Consider the following 20925-nt stretch of genomic DNA (forward strand, 5'->3'; position numbering starts at 1 on the left):
ATGAAAATTTTTCATTTGAATTACCCGAACCACATGAAACCTGAAGAACATCTGGGCCCCTTATCAATGGCGCTCGGCTTTTTCGATGGTGTGCATAAAGGGCATCAGAAAGTGATCGGCGAAGCGATGGATCGAGCACGGGAGCTGAATGCGAAATCAGCTGTTATGACTTTTGATCCGCATCCATCCCTCGTACTGGGCGGCAGAAAAGAAGAAGTCTTCTATATAACACCGCTGCAGCAAAAGATGGAAATCCTGCAGGACATGGGCGTCGACGTATGCTTTATCGTCCGTTTCACATCTGATTTCGCCCAATTGGAACCGGAAGAATTTATCCGCCATTTTGTTGAAGGGCTGGATGTGGTTCATGCCACGGCCGGTTTTGACTTTTCTTTTGGTTCAAAAGGGCGCGGCAATATGGAATTGATGGAACAATCCAGTGCAGGCCGTTACGGCGTAAGTGTCATCAGCAAGCAGGCAGATGGTACGGAAAAGATCAGTTCAACCCGGATCCGCGGCCATTTGAAAGCAGGTGAAATCGAAGAAGTCCGCCGTTTATCAGGACGGCCTTTTCAAATTTCAGGAACAGTGGTAAATGGTGATAAACGCGGCCGCACGATCGGATTCCCCACCGCCAATGTCCAGCCGGATCTTGGGACATTCGTTCCCGCTGGAGGTGTATACGCGGTAAGGCTGCATGTCCAAGGGGAAGTCCACGACGGTGTCTGCAATGTGGGATATAAACCTACATTCAATGATCCATCTCTAAAGCAGCTTTCGATTGAAGTGCATATTTTCGACTTCGATAAAGACATCTATGGGGAAAGAGTGGCAGTCGATTGGCACAAGCGCATACGCGACGAACAGAAATTTTCAGGCATTGACGAATTGAAGGCGCAGATCGAAAAGGATAAGCAGGAAACGATCCGATATTTCGCTGAATAAATCAGATGGATGCGCGAGTTGATTTTCAAATAGCCGTGTGCTATGATTTATTGGTACAGAATGTACTAACCGTTGCTTGGCAAATCGAATCACCAACGTTTGCTCGGTAATAGGGGCTATCAGAAATTAGGAGGTGGAAACAGTATGGCAATCACTCAAGAACGCAAAAATGAATTGATCAATGAATACAAAGTGCATGACACGGATACTGGGTCTGCAGATATTCAAATCGCAATTCTTACAGAAGACATCAACAACTTGAATGAGCACTTACGTACTCACAAAAAAGATCACCACTCACGTCGTGGTCTATTCAAAATGGTTGGACACCGTCGTAACTTGCTGAAATATCTTCGTGAAAACGATGTAGCCCGTTACCGTGATCTAATCGCAAAACTTGGCCTACGCCGATAATAGCACTAAGTGAAAGCGGGATTCGTCCCGCTTTTTCTTTATGGATAAAGAGAAGCTTCACTCAGTGGAAAGCTCTATTCCCGCTGAATGACAGTTGCTCCAATCGGACTTTTATGGAAAGTTGAAATCCCACTTGCAAAAGTGGGATTCTTACTGTCCATTAAAGCAGGATAAATTTTTCGCATACAATCGCATAGCGAATGCTTTTTTGTTACACTACTAGTAATGGATACATAAAACTGTCTAAACATTGGAACAGAGAGGAGCTCGATTATGGAGCAAACTAAAAAAGTCTACACATTTGATTGGGCAGGCCGCGAATTACAGGTCGAAGTCGGCCAATTGGCGAAACAAGCAAACGGAGCGGCATTGATCCGTTATGGGGATACAGCAGTATTGTCCACAGCTACAGCTTCAAAAACACCGAAACCACTGGATTTCTTCCCGTTGACGGTAAACTACGAAGAACGTCTTTACGCGGTAGGTAAGATCCCTGGAGGATTCATCAAACGCGAAGGCCGTCCTTCTGAAAAAGCGACGCTGACGAGCCGTTTAATCGACCGTCCGATCCGTCCGCTTTTCCCTGACGGCTTCCGCAATGAAGTACAGGTAATTTCAATGGTCATGTCTGTTGATCAGGACTGCCCATCTGAAATGGCAGCAATGTTCGGATCTTCATTGTCCTTGATGATTTCCGATATTCCGTTCGACGGTCCGATTGCCGGTGTCATCGTCGGCCTGATTGATGGCGAGTACATCATCAACCCAACCAACGAGCAATTGGAAAAAAGCTCTATTAACCTGACAGTGGCAGGCACAAAAGACGCCATCAATATGGTTGAAGCCGGAGCAAAAGAAGTTTCCGAAGAAGTCATTTTGGAAGCCATCATGTTCGGTCACGAGGAGATCAAGAAATTGATCGCGTTCCAGGAAGAAATTGCTGCTGAAGTCGGAAAAGAAAAATCCGAAATCCAGTTGTTCGAATTGGACGCGGAACTTTCCGAAACGATTAAAAACACGGTTGAAGCCGAATTGGTCGCTGCTGTGCAGATCAATGAGAAACAGGCGCGCAATGAAGCGATCGATGAAGTGAAAAAACGTGTCATGGAACAATATGAAGAATCAGATGACGATGTGAAAAAACAAGCGGGTCAGATTTTGGACAAAATGGTCAAAGACGAAGTCCGCCGCCTGATCACGGATGAGAAAATCCGTCCGGATGGCCGTGGACCTTCAGAAATCCGTCCACTTTCTTCAGAAGTCGGTTTATTGGCACGTACGCATGGTTCAGGCCTTTTCACCCGCGGACAGACTCAAGCGATGAGCATTTGTACGCTGGGTGCACTCGGTGACGTCCAGATCATCGACGGTCTAGGCATCGAAGATACAAAACGCTTCATGCATCACTATAACTTCCCGTTGTTCTCAGTTGGTGAAACTGGATTCCTTCGTGGACCAGGCCGCCGCGAAATCGGCCACGGGGCACTCGGCGAGCGTGCACTTGAAGCTGTCATCCCGAACGAAAAAGATTTCCCTTATACGATCCGTCTGGTTGCTGAAGTTCTCGAATCGAACGGTTCGACTTCACAGGCAAGTATCTGTGCATCTACACTTGCAATGATGGATGCGGGTGTGCCGTTGAAAGCACCGGTAGCCGGTATTGCAATGGGTCTGGTTAAAAAAGGCGAAAACTATACAGTTCTTTCCGATATCCAGGGTATGGAAGATTATCTTGGCGATATGGACTTTAAGGTAGCTGGAACAGCTGAAGGCATTACAGCTCTTCAAATGGATATCAAAATTGACGGATTGTCACGCGATATCCTGGAAGAAGCTTTGACACAGGCGAAAATCGGACGTATCCATATCCTTGAATCGATGCTTGCGACTATCTCTGAGCCGCGTGAGCAATTGTCTAAATTCGCTCCGAAAATCATCATGGTCAAGATCAACCCTGATAAGATCCGCGATGTAATCGGACCTGGCGGGAAAGTGATCAATAAGATCATCGACGAAACAGGCGTCAAGATCGATACAGAGCAGGACGGCACCATCTTCATTTCTTCTGTTGACGAAGAGATGAACGCCAAAGCGAAAGCGATGATCGAAAATATCGTGCGTGAAGCGAAGGTTGGGGAATATTACGAAGGCAAAGTGAAACGCATAGAAAAATTCGGTGCATTCGTTGAATTGTTCCCAGGCAAAGATGGACTGCTTCATATTTCTGAAATCCAGGAAGAGCGGACAAAAGAAGTGGAAGATGTACTGAAAATGGATCAGGTTGTTAAAGTGAAAGTGATTGAAATCGATCGCCAGGGACGCGTTAACTTGTCCCGTAAGATCGTTTTGAAAGAAGAGAAAGAACAGGCTGAAAAAGCTAAACAGGAATAAATGAGAATTGCCAACGAAAGTTGGCAATTTTTTCTTTATTGGAGGGAAATACGAATGGCTACTACAATTACATGTGCTAACGGAGTTAGAATTGTTTCGGAACAGATTCCGCATTTCCGCTCGGTCGCTGTCGGGGTTTTCGTGAAAGCGGGATCCCGAGATGAAGAACGCAGTGAAAATGGCATGACTCATTTTATCGAACATATGCTGTTCAAAGGAACACCCACCCGTTCGGCGAAAGACATTGCGCGGGAATTTGACCGCATCGGGGGAGACATCAATGCCTATACATCAAAAGAATATACATGCTATTACGCAAAAGTGGTCGATGAGCATGCCGGTCATGCAGTGGATATTTTAGCGGATATGTTCTTTAATTCGAATATGGATCCTGTTGAAATTGAACGGGAACGCCAAGTGGTGCTGGAAGAAATCAGCATGACAGAAGACATGCCGGATGATGATGTACATGAGCAGTTATGGCGCGTCATGTACCCCCGCCATTCGATGGGGGCGCCGATCCTTGGCACTGATAAAACCCTGGAGCAATTCGACGCAGCCGCAATCCGGAATTTTATGGACCGGTTTTATATACCTGCGAATACCGTGATATCTGTCGCAGGCAATATTCCGGATGGCTTGAGCGAGCAGATTGCTGAACTTTTCGGCAGCTTCAAAAAGAGCGGCGAAGAAAAGCCATATATCATGCCTGAGTTTACAGCGGGCGAATCGATCCGGCATAAAGACATTGAACAGGGACATCTGTGTTATGGGTTTCCGGGTCTATCAATAAATGATCCGCATCTGTACGATATGGCGGTCATGAATAATGTGCTGGGCGGTACGATGTCGTCTCGCCTGTTCCAGGAAATCCGGGAAGAACACGGACGCGCGTACTCGATCTATTCGTATCATTCGGCGTATTCCGACCATGGCACATTGGCCATTTACGGCGGTACATCCAATGAGCAGCTGCCGGAACTTCAGGAAAAGATCCTGGAGTCGATCGGTAAAATGCTTACAGAAGGATTGACGGAACTGGAAGTCAGCGATTCCAAAGCACAGTTCAAAGGCAATCTGCTGCTCGGCATGGAAAGCACGGGCAGCCGCATGAGCCGCAACGGCAAGCACGAATTGCTCCTCGGAAAACATATTTCCTACAGCGAAGTCCTGGAACGGATCGAAGAAGTTTCCTTGGAAAAAGTGCAATATACACTGGAATTATTAAAGGGGACGCCAGCCCGGTCCATCATTTCTTCAAGACCCACACCCTCATCCTGACGAGGGTGTTTTTTCATGTTTCAGTACGTCAGTGCGCTAAATTATGTTACAATTATGCAAATCATCATAGAAGGAGAGAGCCGAGTGAAAACCTATAATGTAGCGATCATGGGAGCAACAGGCGCCGTCGGGCAGCAGATGAAGGAGCAGCTGGAAAAACGCGATTTTCCTGTAAATGAAATCCGTTTTCTGACGTCAAAACGTTCAGCAGGCAATAAAATCGATTTTAAAGGAACAACTTATATGGCAGAAGAAGCAATACCGGAATCATTTGAAGGAATCGATATCGCTTTTTTCAGCGCGGGAGGGAGTGTATCCGAGAAGTTCGCCCCTGCAGCAGTCGAACGCGGGGCAATCGTCGTCGACAATACGAGCGCATTCCGGATGGACCCGGAAGTGCCGCTGGTCGTACCGGAAGTGAACAAAAGCGACCTTTCACAACATAGAGGGATTATTTCAAATCCTAACTGCTCGACCATCCAGATGGTTTGTGCGCTGCAGCCGTTAAAAGAACACTTCGGCCTGTCGAAAATTGTGGTTTCCACTTACCAGGCGGTATCAGGAGCCGGCATCGACGCTATCAATGAGCTGAAAGAGCAGTCGGACGCCGGATTTGAAAAGGCAAAAAATTCACAGGCGAAAATGCTGCCGGTGAAATCGGCGGACAAGCATTACCCGATCGCCTATAATGTCATTCCGCAAATCGATGTGTTTGCTGAAAATGGCTATACACTGGAAGAGATGAAAATGATCAATGAAACGAAGAAGATCATGCATGACGACAGTTTGTCCGTGGCTGCAACATGTGTGCGCTTGCCGGTGGTCACTGGCCATTCGGAATCTGTCTACGTGGAACTGGAAGGGGCTCCGACGCTTGCTGAGATCAAGGACGCAATTGCAGGAGCTCCGGGAGTGACGCTGATGGACGATCCTTCAGGACAAGTGTATCCGATGCCACTGATGGCAGCAGGACTTGATGACGTATTCGTCGGACGTATCCGTGCAGATCTCGATAATCCGCAAGGTTTCCATCTCTGGGTCGTTTCAGACAACCTGGTGAAAGGTGCAGCGCTCAACTCCATCCAAATCGCGGAAGCGCTGATCGAAGAAAAGATCATCTGATTTCGTTGAAAATAAACCGGCGGCTTTGCCGGTTTATTTTTTTGTTTGGACTGTTTCCAACGATTCCCGTATAATAGATTCTATGGATGTGTACGGGTGAATTTTTTTAGGAGGAAATAATTTGAGCAAAGTTAAAAACGAAGTTATTAGAGTAATACCATTAGGCGGCGTCGGTGAAATCGGCAAAGCGATGTATGTAATTGAGATCGATGAAGATATATTTGTAGTCGACAGTGGATTAATGTTCCCTGAAGACGAAATGCTCGGAGTGGATATCGTCATTCCGGACGTCTCATACCTTGAAGAGAACAAGGACCGGGTAAAAGGGATCTTCCTCACACACGGACATGAAGATGCGATCGGTTCAATTGCGTATCTATTGAAGAAAGTGCAGGCACCGGTCTATGGTTCGAAATTGACGATCGGCCTCGCTAAGGAACATGTGAAAGAGCAGGGGTCACTGAAGCAAGTGAAATTCTTCGAAGTGACAAACAAAAGCCGTATGAATTTCGATTCGACCCATGTAACGTTTTTCCATACGACACACAGTATCCCGGACGCATTCGGTATCGTTTTCCATACGTCCGAAGGAGCAATCGTCCACACTGGCGAGTTTAAATTCGATCAGTCTGCAAAAGGCAGCTACAGACCGGATATCGCGAAGATGGCGAAACTCGGGGAAGACGGCGTACTGATGCTGCTGTCTGATTCGACCGAAGCGGAACGTCCTGGCTACACAACTTCTGAAAGGGTCGTAGTCGATCATCTCCATTCGGAATTCAGGAAAGCTGAAGGGCGAATCCTGGTATCACTTTATTCATCAAACTTCATCCGCATCCAGCAGGTATTCGATATCGCCCGCGCAACCGGCAAAAAAGTGGCTGTCGTCGGAAAAAGCCTTGAGAGCAGTTATGAAGTGGGAGTGCGCCTCGGTTATTTGGATCCGGGCGAGGAAACGGTCATTTCACTGAAGGAACTAAATGAATACCGTGATGAAGAAATCGTCATCATCGTTACCGGCAACCAGGGGGAACCGCTGGAAGCTCTTGATAAAATGGTGCGCAAACAGCATAAAGATGTGCGCATCAAAGAAACCGATACGGTTCTGATCACGTTCACGCCATCACCAGGCATGGAAGTCCAGATGTATCAAACGATGAACAAATTGGCTAAAGCCGGTGCAAATGTACTGACATCCAATAAAAAAGTGCATGTATCTGGACACGGCAGCCAGGAAGACTTGAAAATGATGCTGAATATGATGAAACCGAAATACTTCATCCCCATCCAGGGTGAGTATAAAATGCTGATTGCCCATTCAAAATTGGCGCAGCAGACGGGCTTGCAGAAATCAGATATCTTTATTGCCGATAAAGGCGATATCGTCGAATATAAAGGCGGCAAAGTCCGTATGAGCGGACGTGTAACAGCGGGCAATATCCTGATTGACGGAATCGGCATCGGGGACGTCGGCAATATCGTCCTTCGCGACCGCAAATTGCTGTCTCAGGATGGGATCTTCATCGTCGTAGTAACATTGAACCGCAAACAGAAGAAAATCGCTTCTGGTCCGGAAATGATTTCCCGCGGATTCGTTTATGTCCGGGAATCGGAAGAATTGATGGACGAATCAGCGAAACTGGTTCGAAAAGTGGTTGAGAAATACGTGGCACGTGATACGTTCGAATGGAATAACATCAAACAGGAAATTCGCGATACGCTGAACTCCTACTTATTCCAGCAAACAAAACGCCGTCCAATGATCATCCCGATTATTATGGAATATTAAGCAAGAAAAGGAAAAAGGATTTCCATGCCGAAGGGTCGGGGGAAATCCTTTTTCGATTACATAGGAAATGAGGGAACATAATGCCTCGAAGCGGACAAAAAAACAAAAAGAAACCAACGGCAAAAACAACAGCGAAGAAAAAGAAAAATGCGCAGCAGATGCCCTCCATCCTTTTTGAGATCATCGGCATCGTGATGCTCGGCGTCGCCGCCCTGACGGCTTTTCAATTCGGCAAAGTCGGGCGCATGCTTTCGAATATCGCAGAATATCTGACGGGCTATCTGGCGATTTTCATACCGGTAGTGCTCGTCGGAGTCGCTGTCTATATCATGGTGAAGCGAAGCTGGCCCAAACTGCAGTTTAGAAAAACGATCGGCTACGCTTTCCTATTGACCGGAATCTTCCTGATCTGCCATTTGATCTGGGCAGCAGGAATGATTTTACCGATCACCTCATCGAATGTGCTCGGGGAAACGTCCAGGTACATCCAGGTCAGCGGTACGATCTGGACGCAATATACGGCAATCGGCGGCGGAATGGCCGGAGCAGTGCTGTATGCGATCATGCATGGACTGTTCGAAACCGGCGGAACCTGGATCGTTGCCCTCATCATGCTGTCAATTGGAATCATCATCTTGACAGGGCGCACACTCGCGCCGTTCATTGCTGAAAAAGTTCCAAGTTTCCGGCCGGTGATCAACGCACTGGGAAAACGTTTCTCAAAACCGAAGAAAAAGCCGAAGAAAATAAAAGACAGCAGCATTGCGACTCAGCAAAACGGCCGGTTTATAGATGACACTGAACCTGAACCTGGAGATAACAGCTATGAATTTGAAACGGAATCGGTTTATGTGGATGTTCCGGAAGAGCCGATCATTTCGGCATTCACTGAAAATGTGAAGCCAAAAGCACAGCCAGCCGATAAGGCACCAGCTGTGCAGGAAGAACCGGCAGCAGATACAGATCCAGGAGACGTGCAGATATTGACGACGGCTGAAGAACTTGAAAACGAGGAATATCAATTGCCGCCGATGGAACTTCTGACTTTGCCTCCGCACAGCGATCAAAGCGGCGAATACGCAGGAATCCAGAAAAATGCCAAAAAACTTGAGAAAACATTTCAAAGTTTCGGCGTCCGGGCAAAAGTCACGCAAGTTCATCTGGGACCTGCCGTTACAAAATACGAAGTGCTGCCGGATACCGGCGTAAAAGTAAGTAAAATCGTCAGCTTACATGACGATTTGGCATTGGCGCTGGCTGCAAGGGATATTCGGATTGAAGCGCCGATTCCGGGTAAATCGGCAATCGGCATTGAAGTGCCGAATTCGACAGTGGCCATCGTCAGTCTGCGTGAAGTGCTGGAATCCGAGGAAAACAATAAACCGGAATCCAAACTCCTATTCGGTCTGGGCCGGGACGTCACTGGTCAAGCGGTCATGACGGAACTCAATAAAATGCCGCATCTACTTGTCGCGGGTTCTACGGGAAGCGGGAAATCAGTCTGTATCAATGGCATCATCACGAGTATCATCATGCGCGCAAAACCGCATGAAGTGAAAATGATGATGATCGATCCAAAAATGGTGGAATTGAATGTATACAACGGGATTCCGCATTTATTGGCACCCGTCGTAACGGATCCCCGCAAAGCTGCACAAGCCCTGAAGAAGATCGTATCGGAAATGGAACGGCGTTATGAGCTGTTTTCACATACCGGAACACGGAATATCGAGGGATATAATGAATACGTCAGAGTCTTCAATGAAGAAAACGAAGAGAAACATCCGAAATTGCCTTTCATCGTCGTTATCGTGGATGAGCTGGCGGATCTGATGATGGTCGCTTCAAACGAGGTCGAAGATGCCATCACCCGTCTGGCACAAATGGCGCGTGCTGCGGGCATCCACCTGATCATCGCGACACAGCGTCCGAGCGTCAATGTCATCACAGGTGTGATCAAGGCGAATATCCCATCAAGGATCGCCTTTGCCGTTTCTTCGGCAATCGACTCCCGGACGATCCTGGATATGGGCGGCGCCGAAAAACTGCTTGGCCGCGGAGATATGCTGTTCCTCGGGGCTGGCCAGTCGAAACCTGTCCGTGTGCAAGGGGCATTCTTGTCTGACAGTGAAGTGGAGAAGATTGTCGACTTTGCCATTGAACAGCAAAAAGCGCAGTATCAGGAAGATATGATCCCAACAGAAATTGAAGAAAACAGCGTAGATGAAGAAACGGATGAAATCTACGACGAAGCTGTCCAATTGGTGACGGAAATGCAGACTGCATCGGTTTCAATGCTGCAGCGTCGATTCCGTGTAGGCTATTCCCGTGCTGCCAGGATCATTGATCAAATGGAGCAACGGGGAGTGGTCGGGCCATATGAAGGCAGTAAGCCACGGACCGTGTTAGTTCAAAAGCAGGAAGAATATTAAAATCAAGCGAAAATTTCGTGACAATTTGCGCACTTTGGAACAATCAGACTTAAGTAAAATTCGCGAAATTCGACAAAAGACTATTTATTTCATTTGTAATAAGTGTTATAGTAATTCTGATTAGTAGGAATGTTTTACATCAGATGTCTGATCTCTGTCATTGGTGGTGAATCGTATGACAATTAAATCGGATCATCGGGCATTGTATCTCCAGGTAATCGATCGAATGAAGCAGGATATTGCTGCCGGAATATACAAAGAAAAAGAGAAGTTGCCTTCCGAATTCGAATTGGCAAAAACACTGGGAGTCAGCCGCGCAACCTTACGGGAAGCGCTCAGGCTGTTGGAAGAAGACAATATTATCGTAAGAAGGCATGGCGTCGGAACATTCGTCAATCCGAAACCCCTGTTCACATCAGGGATCGAACAATTGACGAGTGTCTCGGAAACGATCAGCCAGGCGGGAATGGAGCCTGGGTCGATTTATCTGAGTACAACCGAGAGCCTTGCTTCTGAAGATGATATAAAACGCTTACATTGCAATCCCGAAGATTCAGTAATTACGATAGAAAGGGTCCGTACAGCGAACGATGAACCGGTCGTTTATTGCATCGACAAGGTTTTATCCAGCAAATTGCCGGAAGACTTCCTGAGCCGGGCCGAAAGCTCCATTTTCTCAGCAATAGAGGAAAGCGGAGACACCTATATTAGTTATGCGGTCACTTATATCGATCCGATCGGATACCATGAAGTAGCGTCTCCGATTTTGGAATGTGATCCTGAAACTGCATTATTAGTATTAAAACAGCTCCATTATGATACAGACGATCAAGTGGTGCTTTATTCGAAGAACTATTTCCGGGCTGATAAATTCAGTTTCCATGTAGTTCGAAAACGTGTGTAAAACAAACTATTCCTGCTAATATCAAAAAAACCTTGGGGGTTATTACATTGACAAAACGTAAATTTGGTCTGGGTCTTTCTTTAATGCTTGCTGCAGGTATGCTAGCGGCATGCGGCAGTGACGATGATTCTTCAACTGACACATCAAACGGTGACGGAGGAGAAGGCACTGAGGAAACAAGCGAAATTTCTGCAGCTATGGTTACGGATGTCGGCGGTGTCGATGACAAATCCTTCAACCAATCAGCTTGGGAAGGTCTTGAGAAGTTCGCTGAAGACAACGGTCTTGAAGTACAGAAAGACGGCGGAGTCGATTACCTTCAGTCACAAAGTGATGCAGATTACAACACGAACTTGAACAACTTGATCCGCCGCGACTTTGATGTCGTATTCGGCATCGGTTTCCTTATGGAAGGTGCAGTAGCTGAAATCGCTGCGCAGCAAGCAGATGCTAATATCGCAATCATTGATGCGGTTGTTGAAGCGGATAACGTAGCAAGCGTTCTATTTAAAGAGCAAGAAGGCGCATTCCTTGCCGGAGTTGCAGCTGCACTTATGACTGAAACAGGAAAAGTTGGCTTTGTCGGCGGGATGGAAATCCCTGTAATCGAACGTTTCGAAGCTGGATTCCTTGCAGGCGTTGAAGCTGCTGACTCTAGCGTTGAAGTCGATGTTAGCTACGCAGGTGCTTTTGATGATGCAGCATTAGGTAAAACAACTGCTAACCTTATGTACCAAAACGGAGCGGATATCATTTTCCACGCTGCCGGCGGTACTGGTAACGGTGTATTTACAGAAGCTAAAGAACGCAAAGAAGCTGGCGAAAATGTATGGGTAATCGGAGTTGACTCTGACCAGTACGACGAAGGTCAGGTTGGTGACGACAACGTAACATTGACATCAGTCTTGAAACGCGTTGATAACGCAGTTTACAACATCTCTGAACAAACTAAGAATGGCGAATTCCCTGGTGGCGAAACAGTAGTTTACGGTCTGTCTGACGATGGTATCGGCCTTGCTGATTCACGCGGAGCTATTTCTGAAGACGTCATGTCTCAGATCGAAGAATTCAAACAGCAAATCATTGACGAAGAAATTACAGTTCCAGAAACGTTGGAGTAATTTCTGATTGTTACGGTCATGCTCATAAAGACCGGTTAAGCCGGTCTTTATGATTTTTTTTCGCCTAAATTTACAAAATTAATAGACGAAAGGTTTTTAACGATGGAAGCCTTTCTTGTATTAATTAATAAAAGAGAATTTAACAGTTTTCTAGGGAGTGAAAACAGTGGAATATGTTGTTGAAATGCTGAACATCCGCAAGGAATTCGGAAACTTTGTCGCCAATGACAATATCACCCTTCAATTGGAAAAAGGGGAGATCCATGCACTGCTTGGTGAAAATGGTGCTGGAAAATCGACATTGATGAACGTCCTTTTCGGTCTTTATCAGCCGGAAGGCGGCGAGATTCGCGTACGTGGTAAAAAAGTGGATATCACCAATCCGAACATCGCGAATGATCTTGGCATCGGAATGGTCCATCAGCATTTCATGCTGGTCGAAAACTTTTCGGTGACTGAGAATATCATTCTGGGTACTGAGCCGACGAAGATGGGCGTTACCAATAAAAAAGATGCAGCCAAGAAAGTTCAGGCATTGTCTGAGCAATATGGGTTGAACGTAGATCCGTACGCCATCATTGAAGATATTTCAGTGGGTATGCAGCAGCGTGTGGAAATTTTGAAAACGCTTTACCGCGGAGCGGAAATCCTGATCTTCGACGAGCCGACTGCATCGTTGACTCCGCAGGAAATCATCGAACTGATTCAAATCATGAAACGCCTTATTGCCGAAGGAAAATCGATTATTTTGATCACGCATAAGCTGAAGGAAATCATGGACGTTTCTGACCGTGTCACGGTAATCCGAAAAGGGCAGGGCATCGGAACAGTCGTGACGGCTGAAACGAATCCGAATGAACTCGCTTCCCTGATGGTCGGGCGCCAGGTTGAATTTACGACGGTCAAAGGGCCTGCCTTCCCTAAAGACGAAGTGCTGGATATCAAGAATCTCGTTGTAGAAGATTACCGCGGATTAGCAAAAGTCAAGAACCTTAACCTGAATGTCCGCAAAGGTGAAATTGTGGGGATTGCCGGTATCGACGGCAATGGCCAGACGGAATTGTTAGAAGCCATTACAGGTCTTCGTAAAGTGAAAAGCGGAACCATTTTCATCAATGAAAAAGATGTTACCGGATCGAAGCCGCGCAAAGTGACGGAAGCCGGAGTCGGACACATTCCACAGGATCGCCACAAGCACGGACTTGTACTCGATTTCCCGATCGGCCACAATATTGCCCTTCAAACATATTATAAGAAGCCGATTTCGAAAAACGGCATCATCGACTACGAGAAGATCAATGAAAAAGCGAAACAGATCATCGCTGACTTTGATGTCCGGACACAGGGACCTCAGGAACTGGCCCGTTCACTGTCAGGCGGTAATCAGCAAAAAGCGATCATCGGCCGTGAAGTTGACCGCGATCCTGATTTGCTGATCGCTGCTTTGCCGACACGCGGACTAGACGTCGGGGCGATCGAATTTATCCACAGCCGTTTGATCGAACAGCGTGATAATGGAAAAGCTGTACTATTGATTTCATTCGAGCTGGATGAAGTCATGAACGTGTCCGACCGCATCGCCGTTATCCATGATGGTGAAATTGTCGACATCGTAACACCTGAATCCACGACAGAACAGGAACTTGGTTTGTTGATGGCAGGACATCATGTAAGGGATAATAAAGAAGGCGTGAAGAAGGAAGGTGAGGATCAGCATGTCGAATAGAGTCACCAATATTCTGGTCCCTCTAATTTCTGTTATTTTAGGCTTGATCGTCGGAGCGATAATCATGCTAGTCAGCGGATATAATCCGATTTCAGGATATACCGCTTTATGGAATGGAATTTTTGGGGATCTTTATACTATAGGAGAAACTCTCCGTCAGATAACACCATATTTACTTGCAGGTCTTGCGGTGGCATTTGCATTCCGCGCCGGGCTTTTCAACATCGGGGTCGAAGGTCAATTGATCGTTGGCTGGTTCGCGGCGGCTTACGTTGGTCTGGCTGTTGAACTTCCGAAAATCATCCACTTGCCGCTGGCTATTCTGGCTGCAGCTGCAGCGGGTGCATTATGGGGCTTCGTGCCAGGGCTTTTGAAAGCAAAATTCCAGGTGCATGAAGTTATCGTAACGATCATGATGAACTATATCGCTTTGCATGTAACGAATGCATTGATCAAAACAGTATCAGACGGTGGAGACCGGACGGATAAGATTTTCTCGAGTGCATCGCTGCGTTCGGAATTCTTCCAGAACCTTACTGAATTTTCACGGCTTCACTACGGTATCCTGCTCGCTTTGATCATGGTTGCCGTCATGTGGATCATTTTAGAGAAAACGACACTGGGGTATGAACTGAAAGCGGTCGGTTTCAACCATAACGCTTCTAAATATGCTGGTATGAATGTCAACAAAAACATCATTTTGGCCATGGTCATTTCCGGTGCATTCGCAGGACTGGCCGGGGCAATGGAAGCTCTTGGGACATTTGAATATGTTTCTTCCAAAGGCGGATTCACAGGAATCGGATTTGACGGGATCGCCGTTGCCTTACTTGGTATGAATACTCCGCTTGGCGTCATATTCGGTGCCACATTATTCGGTTCCCTGAAATACGGTGCCTTGAATATGCCTAACGCTGCCGGAATTCCTTTGGAAATTGTAGAGATCGTTATCGCAGTAATTATATTCTTCGTGGCTTCTGGCTACATCATCCGCCTATTGTTGTTGCGGGCAGCAAATAAGAAGAAGGAGGCGAAGTAATATGAGTTTTATTGAAGTATTATATTTCATCATTCCTTCGGCTATTTTCTACGCTGCTCCGTTAATTCTCGTCGCTATCGGCGGTGTGTTTTCTGAGAAGTCCGGTGTCGTCAATATCGGTCTTGAAGGCTTGATGGTCATCGGTGCCTTCACGGGTATTCTGTTCAACCTTTTCTTTGCCGATACGTTTGGCGGGGCAACGCCTTGGCTGGCTCTTGTAGCCGCTATGGTCGCTGCACTCCTGCTGTCGCTGCTTCACGCGGTGGCTTCGATTTCATTCCGTGCTGACCAGGTTGTATCCGGTGTTGCGATCAACTTGCTCGCAATCGCCTTATCACTTTACCTGGTGAAAAAAATCTTCGGTAAAGGGCAGACGGATTTCATCACGGAGCGCTTCTCCCGTTACAGTGTACCGGTGCTTTCCGATATTCCGTTTATCGGGGACCTATTCTTCAAATCAATTTATAATACGTCGTTTTTTGCAATCGGTGTGGCTGTCTTTGCGTGGTTCGTCATTTACAAAACGCCATTCGGCCTTCGTTTGAGAGCGGTGGGTGAACACCCGATGGCTGCTGATACGATGGGGATCAATGTAACGAAAATGCGTTATATTGCAGTCATGATTTCCGGAGCTCTAGCCGGGATCGGCGGCGCAATCTACGCACAGACCATTTCCAATGATTTTGGCCACGCTACGATCAACGGACAAGGGTTCATGGCGCTTGCCGCTATGATTTTCGGTAAATGGCATCCGCTGGGTGCGATGGGGGCAGCGTTATTCTTCGGTTTGGCGCAGTCACTCAGTATCGCGGGATCACGAATTCCGATCATCAGTGAAGTGCCGAGCGTCATCCTGTTGATCTTGCCATATGTTTTGACGATTCTTGCACTTGCCGGCTTCATCGGTAAAGCGAATGCGCCGAAAGCAAATGGTAAACCATATATCAAAGGTCAGCGATAAGTTTCTACTATTATAAGAGCCGTCCACGTGACGGCTCTTTTTCTTATCTATGCATTAATTCTTAAGAAGTACAATAGTGGGTTAGAAGGCTGCTCCTGCATCGCTTCGCTGCTTCGTCGCAAAGGGATGTCCCAAATTACATTTGGTTCATCTCTTCGTTCTCGCTTTTCTTATTGTCCAGACTCCGCCGACCCAGTTCCTCGAGTCGCTTCGGTTTCAGCTGCAATGGCAGAGAGCGCCATTTCCACTAAGCCTTCCAGCGCTTGTCGGAACTGAACGGGTGTCGTCGCTTTTCTTATTGTCCAGCCTCGAACGGCCCAGCTCTTCGGTCCTAAACCTGTCCAGCTATGTGGCAAAGGACGCCACTTCGCTGTTCTGTCTTAGGTCTGTCAGAGCTAAACGGGCGTTCTCGCTTTTCTTATTGTCCAGACTCGAACGGCCCAGCTCTTCGGTCCTAAACCAGTCCAGCTATGTGGCAAAGGACGCCACTTCGCTGTTCTGTCTTAGGTCTGTCAGAGCTAAACGGGCGTTCTCGCTTTTCTTATTTGCAATTGCCCGAAAATGTTCGGTATAGTAATAGAATGAACAATGAGAGGGGATTCATCATGTTTGAAACTATCAAGCTTGCTAAAGGCGTGAATATCCACGTTAATGAAACGACACAATTCAAAACTATAAATTTTTCCATAAAATTTAAAAGCAAATTATCGAAGGATAAAGCGTCGGCGCGTTCGATCCTGGCAAATGTGCTTCAGCACAGCAACGAAGCCTATCCTTCGCATACGGCTTTGCGGATGGCGCTGGATGATTTATACGGCACTTCGCTTTACATGGATTCTTCGAAACGCGGAAATGAACATATTGTCAGCTTGAATGTCGAGACAGTGAATGATCAGTATTTATCCGAAACAGGAGTACTTGAAAAAGTCATGAATCTGATGTATCTGGTGCTGTTTAAACCGAACTTGGAGAATGGCCTGTTCAAGGAATCAATCTTTCAGCGTGAGAAGAATGCTGTCAAAGAAAGGCTTGAATCGATTATCGATGATAAAACCAGATATGCCCAACAGCGCATGATGGAACTGGCCTTGTCCGATCATCCAGCGGCAATTCCGGCCAACGGATCCATCGAAGAAGTCCAGAAAATCAGCAATGAGATGCTGATGGAAGAGTATCGTTCGATGATTGAAACCAATGAAGTGGAAATCTATGCGGTCGGGGATATTAAACCTGAAATGGTTGCTGATTATTTCCGTGATTATTTCAAGTTCACGGATCGGGAAAAAACACCGGCTCCTCCGTCGATGGCATTGACGAAACCTGCCCAGCCGCGTGTAGCTGAATTCGAAGACATGAAGCAGGGGAAACTGCACATGATGTTTTTCAGTCCGGTCACTTTCCGTGACGAGAAATTCCCTGTGATGCAATTGATGAATGGCATTTTCGGAGGCTATGCCCATTCGAAACTTTTCGTTAATATCCGTGAAAAGGAAAGTATGGCTTATTATGTGTCAAGTTCCTATTCATCCCAGTTCGGCTTGATGTTTGTACTGGCTGGAATTGACGGCAAGCTTGAAGAAAAAGCGGTCAATTTGATCCTTCAGCAATTGGAGGAAGTGAAAGCGGGCAATATCACCGAAGTCGAATTTGGACAGACAAAAGCGCTGCTGACCAATCAATTGAAGGAAGCGCTTGATTCCGCGCGCGGGCAGATTGATATCTACGACCAGTATATGGAGCTGACTGAGGCATTCGAACCGGAATACCTGATCAGCCGCTGGGATCGTGTGACCAAAGAAGAAATTGCACAGGCCGCAAAAGACCTGAGCCTTGAAATGACGTATTTCCTTTCTGGAAAGGAGAGTGTGGCAAATGCATAAAGTTGAATTCAAGCAATTGGACGAAACCTTGTACCATGAAAAACTGGATAACGGCCTTGAAGTATATATCCTTCCTAAAAAAGGGTTTTCCAAAACCTTTGCAACTTTCACGACTAAATATGGATCGATTGATAATCATTTTGTGCCGCGCGGCGAAACGGAAGCTATCAAAGTTCCTGACGGCATCGCACATTTCCTGGAGCATAAAATGTTCGAAAAAGAAGAAGGGGATATTTTCCAGCAGTTTTCGAAACAAGGGGCTTCTGCCAATGCCTTTACTTCATTTACACGGACTGCCTATTTATTCTCTGCAACAGATCAAATAGAGGAGAATGTGGAAACGCTGCTTGATTTTGTTCAGGAGCCTTATTTTACAGAAGCGACTTTGGAAAAAGAAAAAGGCATCATCGCGCAGGAAATCACCATGTATGACGATCAGCCGGATTGGCGCCTGTATTTCGGAATCATTGAAAATATGTATGAAAAACATCCGGTTAAAATCGATATTGCCGGTACGGTGGAATCGATCCAGGACATTACGGCCGAGCATTTATACACTTGCTATAATACCTTCTATCATCCGTCCAATATGGTGCTGTTCATTGTCGGAGCGGTTGAGCCTGAAGGGATGATGGCCTTTGTCAAAGAGAACCAGGCCAGAAAAACATTTGAGGAAGCGCATGAAATTGAACGCTTTTTCCCGGAAGAACGCATGGAAGCGGCCATTAAGGACCGTGTGCTTGAAATGAGCGTCCAGAAGCCGAAAGTATTTGTCGGCATCAAACCCGAAAAACTGGATTTCGAAGGTGAAGAAATGCTGAAGCACGAGCTGGCGGCAGAACTTGCTTTTGAAATGCTCTTTGGACGGACATCCGATTTCTACCATCATGCCTATGAAAAGAATTGGATCGATGAGTCCTATTCTTTCGATTATTCTCTTGAAAATGGCTTCGGATATGCAATTATCGGTTCAGACACGGCGGAACCAAAGGTCCTAGCCGAAGAAATCAAGAAAACAATCGCGGCGGCTGCAGAAAAATGGCCGTTCGGACAAGAGGACCTTGACCGCATGCGCCGCAAGAAAATCGGTTTTTTCCTGCGGGCTTTAAATTCTCCGGAATTTATTGCCAATCAATTTACACGCTATACATTCAATGGCATGAATCTTTTCGACGTTGTACCGGCTCTGGAAAAAATGGAAGTGGCCGATCTTCAAAAAGCCTTTTCACTGGTCAGTGCTGAAAGCCAGCAGTCCGTCTTTACTATCCTTTCTCCAGATAAGAAGGAAGCGGAGTGAAAAAGTTCGCTCTTGTGATGGGAGCTTCCGGAGAACTTGGCGGCAGCATCGCACGAACGCTTGCTGAATCAGGTTGGTCGCTTTATCTGCACTGGAATGCGAACCCGCCGGCTGAAGTGGCGTCCTATCTTAGAGAGGCGTATCCGGAGCTTGAATTTATCGAAGTCCATGCCGATCTTTCACTGCCGGAAGCATCAGCTAAATTGGCTGCCCAAATCTTTGATGTATCCTGCATCGTAGTCGCGAATGGACATGCGCTCGTCAAGATGCTGATTGATACGGATGATGCTGAATGGGATAAATTGTGGAATGTGCACGTTAAAAGTCCGGTTTCCGCCATTCGTCGATTATCACCGGTTCTATTGCGTCATCCAAAATCCTATATTGTGGTAATTTCTTCTATCTGGGGTGAGATTGGCGCATCCATGGAAACCGCCTATTCTTCCGTCAAAGGAGCTCAACTGGCATTCGTAAAAGCTTTCGCGAAAGAAATGGCTCCTTCCGGAACCCGGGTCAACGCTGTTGCACCCGGGTTTATCATGACGAAAATGAACAGCGGATTTTCAGTTGACGAAGTCGAATCGCTGCGGGAAGAGATTCCACTGGGACTTGGAAAACCGCAGGATGTAGCGGATGCAGTCGATTTTCTGGTCAGCGGGAAAGCTGATTATATAACGGGGCAGACTTTGAGGGTTAATGGCGGCTGGCATATGCAATAAGCTTTCGTGATTCTTTCCGTCAAGCCTTTTCTTGCACCCCTAAATCAGCTATTATAAGAGAATAGGCATATTTACTAAAAAATTGACGGCGAAAGGTCGGACGCTCAATGAGAGAATGGTATTTTGAATACGAAATTCAAGTGAACCGTCCGGGTTTGCTGGGAGATATAGCTTCACTTCTTGGGATGTTGCGTGTCAATATCGTCACGATCAACGGTGTGGACCAAGGCAGGCGCGGAATGCTGCTGCGCGCAGAACATGATGTTCAGCTGGAGCGATTCGAGCAGATCGTGTCGACAATCGAGACGATTGCAGTAACCAAATTCCGTGAACCGAAGTTGCGGGATATCCTTGCGGTCCGTCACGGCCGTTATATTCAGCGTGATGCAGACGACCGGAAGACATTCCGCTTTGTAAGGGATGAACTCGGTCTGCTGGTTGATTTCATGGCAGAGATCTTCAAACAGGAAGGCCATAAACTGGTCGGCCTCCGTGGCATGCCGCGGGTGGGGAAAACGGAATCCATCGTTGCTGCGAGTGTCAGCGCCAATAAGAAATGGATTTTCCTGTCCTCGACGATGATCAAGCAGACTGTCAGGAATCAGCTGATGGGCGATGAATTCAATGAAAACAATATCTTCATCTTGGACGGCATCGTCACGCGCCGTGCCCATGACGAGCGGCATATGCAGCTGGTGAGGGAAATGATGCGCATGCCGACGATTAAAGTGGTCGAGCATCCTGACATGTTCATACAGCAATCAGAGTATAATATAGAAGATTTCGATTATATCATTGAACTGCGCCATCATCCGGATGAGGAAATTACGTATGAAATAATGGAGAAGAACAATCAAAGCCAAATGGGCGGAATGTTTGGCGGAGGGTTTAATTTTTAGGCAGG

General features: G+C 46.7%; 16 protein-coding genes. All 16 read left to right on the top strand.

Annotation, left to right across the window (positions count from 1 at the left end; translation table 11 throughout):
- The 16 genes from IQ294_RS03790 (at position 1) to IQ294_RS03865 (ending at position 20920) form a co-directional block, all read left to right on the top strand.
- The gene (locus IQ294_RS03790; RefSeq protein ID WP_203332662.1) at positions 1-945 is read left to right on the top strand and encodes a bifunctional riboflavin kinase/FAD synthetase; all 945 of its coding nucleotides are present in this window, start codon (positions 1-3) and stop codon (positions 943-945) included.
- A 144-nt stretch (positions 946-1089) separates the two neighbouring features.
- Positions 1090-1359: a 30S ribosomal protein S15 gene (gene rpsO / locus IQ294_RS03795; RefSeq protein WP_203332663.1), complete on the top strand. Its 270-nt coding sequence runs from the start codon at positions 1090-1092 to the stop codon at positions 1357-1359.
- A 273-nt stretch (positions 1360-1632) separates the two neighbouring features.
- Positions 1633-3750 (top strand): polyribonucleotide nucleotidyltransferase, encoded by a 2118-nt coding sequence (gene pnp / locus IQ294_RS03800; protein ID WP_203332664.1) that lies wholly within the window; start codon positions 1633-1635, stop codon positions 3748-3750.
- A 54-nt stretch (positions 3751-3804) separates the two neighbouring features.
- Positions 3805-5031, top strand: a complete 1227-nt coding sequence (locus IQ294_RS03805; RefSeq protein WP_203332665.1) for a M16 family metallopeptidase — start codon at positions 3805-3807, stop codon at positions 5029-5031.
- A gap of 108 nt (positions 5032-5139) precedes the next feature.
- Positions 5140-6153, top strand: a complete 1014-nt coding sequence (locus tag IQ294_RS03810) for an aspartate-semialdehyde dehydrogenase (RefSeq protein ID WP_238942647.1) — start codon at positions 5140-5142, stop codon at positions 6151-6153.
- Between the two features lie 121 nt (positions 6154-6274).
- Positions 6275-7942 (top strand): ribonuclease J, encoded by a 1668-nt coding sequence (locus tag IQ294_RS03815; RefSeq protein ID WP_203332666.1) that lies wholly within the window; start codon positions 6275-6277, stop codon positions 7940-7942.
- An 80-nt stretch (positions 7943-8022) separates the two neighbouring features.
- Positions 8023-10374 (top strand): FtsK/SpoIIIE family DNA translocase, encoded by a 2352-nt coding sequence (locus IQ294_RS03820; protein WP_203332667.1) that lies wholly within the window; start codon positions 8023-8025, stop codon positions 10372-10374.
- Positions 10375-10549: 175 nt separating this feature from the next.
- Positions 10550-11278 carry a GntR family transcriptional regulator gene (locus IQ294_RS03825; protein WP_203332668.1) on the top strand — a complete coding sequence of 243 codons (729 nt, stop codon included), beginning with the start codon at positions 10550-10552 and terminating at the stop codon, positions 11276-11278.
- Between the two features lie 47 nt (positions 11279-11325).
- Positions 11326-12399: a BMP family lipoprotein gene (locus IQ294_RS03830; RefSeq protein WP_203332669.1), complete on the top strand. Its 1074-nt coding sequence runs from the start codon at positions 11326-11328 to the stop codon at positions 12397-12399.
- 166 nt (positions 12400-12565) lie between these two features.
- Entirely contained in the window at positions 12566-14125 is a 1560-nt protein-coding gene (locus IQ294_RS03835; protein ID WP_203332670.1) for an ATP-binding cassette domain-containing protein, read from the top strand.
- Entirely contained in the window at positions 14115-15164 is a 1050-nt protein-coding gene (locus IQ294_RS03840; protein ID WP_203332671.1) for an ABC transporter permease, read from the top strand. The genes IQ294_RS03835 and IQ294_RS03840 overlap by 11 nt, the downstream gene beginning before the upstream one ends.
- 1 nt (position 15165) lies before the next feature.
- Positions 15166-16125 (top strand): ABC transporter permease, encoded by a 960-nt coding sequence (locus IQ294_RS03845; protein ID WP_203332672.1) that lies wholly within the window; start codon positions 15166-15168, stop codon positions 16123-16125.
- A 605-nt stretch (positions 16126-16730) separates the two neighbouring features.
- Complete coding sequence (gene yfmF, locus IQ294_RS03850) at positions 16731-18005, top strand: EF-P 5-aminopentanol modification-associated protein YfmF (protein WP_203332673.1); 1275 nt, start codon at positions 16731-16733, stop codon at positions 18003-18005.
- Positions 17998-19302 carry an EF-P 5-aminopentanol modification-associated protein YfmH gene (yfmH, locus tag IQ294_RS03855; protein ID WP_203332674.1) on the top strand — a complete coding sequence of 435 codons (1305 nt, stop codon included), beginning with the start codon at positions 17998-18000 and terminating at the stop codon, positions 19300-19302. The genes yfmF and yfmH overlap by 8 nt, the downstream gene beginning before the upstream one ends.
- The gene (ymfI, locus tag IQ294_RS03860; RefSeq protein ID WP_203332675.1) at positions 19299-20021 is read left to right on the top strand and encodes an elongation factor P 5-aminopentanone reductase; all 723 of its coding nucleotides are present in this window, start codon (positions 19299-19301) and stop codon (positions 20019-20021) included. The genes yfmH and ymfI overlap by 4 nt, the downstream gene beginning before the upstream one ends.
- Before the next feature lie 107 nt (positions 20022-20128).
- Complete coding sequence (locus IQ294_RS03865; protein WP_203332676.1) at positions 20129-20920, top strand: YmfK family protein; 792 nt, start codon at positions 20129-20131, stop codon at positions 20918-20920.
- The last annotated feature ends 5 nt before the right edge of the window (positions 20921-20925 follow it).

The organism is Planococcus beigongshangi, from assembly GCF_016820495.1.
Lineage (GTDB): Bacteria > Bacillota > Bacilli > Bacillales_A > Planococcaceae > Planococcus > Planococcus beigongshangi.